Raw genomic sequence first — 3285 nt, 5'->3', positions numbered from 1 at the left:
TTATCAAGATAAAGAACAATACTCCACAGAATTTGCTCTAAAACTTTTTGGGATGCCAAGGCGATCGTTGCTCCAGCAACGCCTAAACTGGCAATAAGTCCAATCAGATTAATCTGATGTGTCTGGGCAAAGAGAAAGACAATAATCAGCACAATTACTGCTTTAGAAAGGAAGTTAATCAGCGCCAGCAATTCACTATTAATCGTATTTTTATCCTTGAGAACATCTTCTAAAATATAGTCATCGAATAAACTTTGAAATATCTTAAATCCTAAAAAGCAAATATTCACCGAAAAAAATAAACCGAGCAGAAATTCTAATAAATCGATCCAAGGAGGTAGCGTAATATTTAAAATCGTAATATCAATTATGGCCAAGGCGATCGTCCAGCCCAACCAACTCTGATAGGGAACGATCGCCTTTTGGTAAATCTTTTTTGCATCTGTTGAAGAAAATTGCTGCATCGAGGTAGTGCTGAAGTTAAGAATTTGAAGCTATAGCTTGCTATATTAACGCCTAACAGTTTATTTTGAGGAATTTTGATGGTTGTTATTGAATGGCTAAAGTTTCGAGTTGCTGCTGAAGTACGAGAATTCTTCATTCAGAAAGATGAGGCGATCTGGACGACGATGCTGGGAAAATATCCGGGTTTTTTGGGGAAAGAAGTCTGGCTATCTCCCGATCCTCGGGAATTGGTCATCATTGTGCGTTGGGAGACCAAAGAAGACTGGGACGCTATTCCTCAAGATGCGCTAGAGGAAACAGAACAAAAATTTGCGATCGCCATGAATAGCGCTTACGATCTGATTGAAACGGGAGAGTATCAAGTCAGAAAGTTTCTGCATCATGGCATTTAACAGCCGCGAAAGCCTATTCCACTGCTCTCAATGACTCAGAATAGCAAGAAATCGCAGATTTATTTCCTCTGGAGAGCATTCTCGCGAGCAAGTTTGCCAATTTGTTGTATAAAGAATTTGTAGCTTTTTTTTCGCCCTAAACTTTGCTAGGCTGAAAGAATTAAAAAAAATTAAGAACAAAACTCGATATTTAGAGTTTTTGCCATTTATTACGTCTTGGGAGAATTAGCAGATGTTTATCCTGTTTGAACTAGCTTTAGCCGCTTTAGTATTCCTGTCCTTGCTTTTGGTGATTGGCGTACCCGTTGCCTATGCCACCCCTCAAAACTGGGAACAGTCCAAGCAATTGATCTTTGTGGGATCTGGCGCTTGGGGCGCATTGGTTATTCTCGTCGGTGTCTTAAACTTTTTAGTTGTTTAAGTTCGGTTGTTTAAGTTTTGTTGTTGAACAATCGAGGTAATAGGTTGCTTAGAGAAAGGCGATCGCCGATTATCAAGAACCTATTACCCACTTAACCTAATCAGTCACTAATAGCTACTCACTATTTCCCATTATCGATGACAGTTTTTGAAGGCACATTTCATCACGATCCCGCAACACTACGCTTGGCTTTAATTATCGGTCGTTTTAATGACTTGGTAACAGAGAAACTCCTATCGGGATGTCAAGACTGCTTAAAGCGTCACGGCATTGATGTCGATCCTCAAGGCACTCAAGTCGATTATTTTTGGGTACCTGGGAGTTTTGAGTTGGCAATGGTAGCGCGACGGGTTGCTTTATCCGGTCGCTATAATGCGGCAATCTGTTTGGGGGCAGTGATTCGCGGCAGTACCCCTCATTTCGACTATGTTGCAGCAGAAGCCGCTAAAGGTGTGGCTGCAGCCAGTTTCCAAACGGGAATACCCGTGATTTTTGGCGTACTGACAACGGATACCCTGCAACAAGCCCTCGAACGTGCTGGGATTAAAAGTAATTTAGGCTGGAATTATGCTTTGAATGCCCTCGAAATGGCTAGTTTAATGCGAGAAATCCATCGCGAACTGCCTCCCCCAACCTACCCCTACCTCGATGGTCCGACTTCTGGTTCTCCTCCTTCTCTTCCCGTCTCTCCGTCGAAATGAGCAAGAAAAAAATAGGGCTTGACAAATTACTGGTTTTGTGTAAGGATTATTAACAGATTTGGCAAAGATGCGGGTGTAGCTCAGGGGTAGAGCGTCACCTTGCCAAGGTGAATGTCGTGGGTTCGAATCCCATCACCCGCTTTTAGAAAATACTTTTAAAAAATACTTTTAAAAAATAATAGTATTTTCCGTTCGATATTTTATTAACTATATCGAACTTTTTTTGTTCCATATTTTTTTGTTTGCTAGAGTGAAAAAAATATGCGATTATCGGTGACTTAGCGGTTATTGTGACCCCCTTTTGTCGCGATCGCCGAATCTGATTCACCCATTGCCCAGCCCGTGCTATGAACCCTAATTGGCTTGTCCCTGCCCAACGCCTGAAATCCCTACCCCCTTACGTTTTTGCCCGTCTAGACGAACTCAAAGCTCGCGCCCGAGAACAAGGATTAGACCTTATCGATCTGGGTATGGGTAATCCCGATGGTTTTGCACCGCGGCCTGTTATTGATGCCGCAATAAAAGCATTTGAGAATCCCCTTCATCATGGCTATCCTCCCTTTGAAGGAACCGCCAGTTTTCGCGGCGCGATCGCCAAATGGTACAAAAGACGTTATGGAGTCAACCTAGACCCAGATAACGAAGCGCTTCCCCTCTTGGGGTCAAAGGAAGGCTTAACCCATCTTGCCCTTGCCTATGTCAATCCAGGGGATACTGTTATCGTTCCCAGTCCCTCTTATCCCGCTCATTTTCGCGGTCCTCTCATTGCCGGAGCAACTTTATATCAACTCCAGCTTTCCGCAGAACAAGACTGGCTCATTGACCTCTCTACCATTCCCGAAGAAGTCGCCCAACGCGCCAAACTCTTTTATTTTAATTATCCCAATAACCCCACCACAGCCACGGCACCGAGAGAATTTTTTGAAGAAATCGTCGCTTTTGCCCGTCATTACGAAATCTTATTGGTTCACGATCTCTGTTATGCCGAACTGGCCTTTGATGGCTATCAACCCACCAGCCTATTAGAAATTGCCGGAGCCAAAGAGATTGGCGTTGAATTCCATACTCTTTCAAAAACCTATAATATGGCGGGTTGGCTAGTTGGTTTTGTCGTCGGCAATTCCCATGTTATTCAAGGCTTGCGAACCTTGAAAACAAACTTGGATTATGGCATTTTTTCCACCATTCAAAAAGCCGCCGAAACAGCCTTGCAATTGCCCGACACCTACGTGCAAGATGTTCAAGAACGTTATAGCAGCCGTCGGGACTTTCTCATCTCGGGTTTGGCAGAATTGGGCTGGAATGT

The 3285-nt window shown here is 43.5% G+C and carries 4 protein-coding genes, 1 tRNA gene and 1 pseudogene; 5 read left to right on the top strand and 1 reads right to left on the bottom strand.

From position 1 onward, the window contains the following. Positions 1-464: pseudogene (locus VB714_RS26925) on the bottom strand (hypothetical protein); the annotation flags it as partial. Positions 465-542: 78 nt separating this feature from the next. Between VB714_RS26925 and VB714_RS26920 the strand changes: the two are divergent. The 5 genes from VB714_RS26920 to VB714_RS26900 form a co-directional block, all read left to right on the top strand. Beyond that, the gene (locus VB714_RS26920) at positions 543-857 is read left to right on the top strand and encodes a TIGR03792 family protein (RefSeq protein ID WP_323228388.1); all 315 of its coding nucleotides are present in this window, start codon (positions 543-545) and stop codon (positions 855-857) included. 232 nt (positions 858-1089) lie between these two features. Then, positions 1090-1278, top strand: a complete 189-nt coding sequence (gene psbZ / locus VB714_RS26915; protein WP_323228386.1) for a photosystem II reaction center protein PsbZ — start codon at positions 1090-1092, stop codon at positions 1276-1278. Between the two features lie 137 nt (positions 1279-1415). Beyond that, complete coding sequence (gene ribH / locus VB714_RS26910) at positions 1416-1979, top strand: 6,7-dimethyl-8-ribityllumazine synthase (RefSeq protein WP_323228385.1); 564 nt, start codon at positions 1416-1418, stop codon at positions 1977-1979. 69 nt (positions 1980-2048) lie between these two features. Beyond that, positions 2049-2120, top strand: a tRNA-Gly gene (locus VB714_RS26905). 206 nt (positions 2121-2326) lie between these two features. Then, on the top strand, positions 2327-3285 hold a 959-nt coding region (locus VB714_RS26900), incomplete at its 3' end, for an aspartate aminotransferase (RefSeq protein WP_323228383.1).

Origin of the sequence: Spirulina sp. 06S082 (genome assembly GCF_034932145.1) — a bacterium.
In the GTDB taxonomy this organism is placed as follows: Bacteria; Cyanobacteriota; Cyanobacteriia; order Cyanobacteriales; family Spirulinaceae; genus CCY15215.
The sequence above is the reverse complement of the archived record's forward strand: the minus strand, read 5'-3'. Positions and strand labels throughout refer to the sequence as shown.

What these genes read in the sequence shown, in the direction of transcription:
- VB714_RS26920 (WP_323228388.1), top strand. Translation starts at nt 543, where the DNA reads ATGGTTGTTATTGAATGGCTAAAGTTTCGAGTTGCTGCTGAAGTACGA.
- psbZ (WP_323228386.1), top strand. Translation starts at nt 1,090, where the DNA reads ATGTTTATCCTGTTTGAACTAGCTTTAGCCGCTTTAGTATTCCTGTCC.
- ribH (WP_323228385.1), top strand. Translation starts at nt 1,416, where the DNA reads ATGACAGTTTTTGAAGGCACATTTCATCACGATCCCGCAACACTACGC.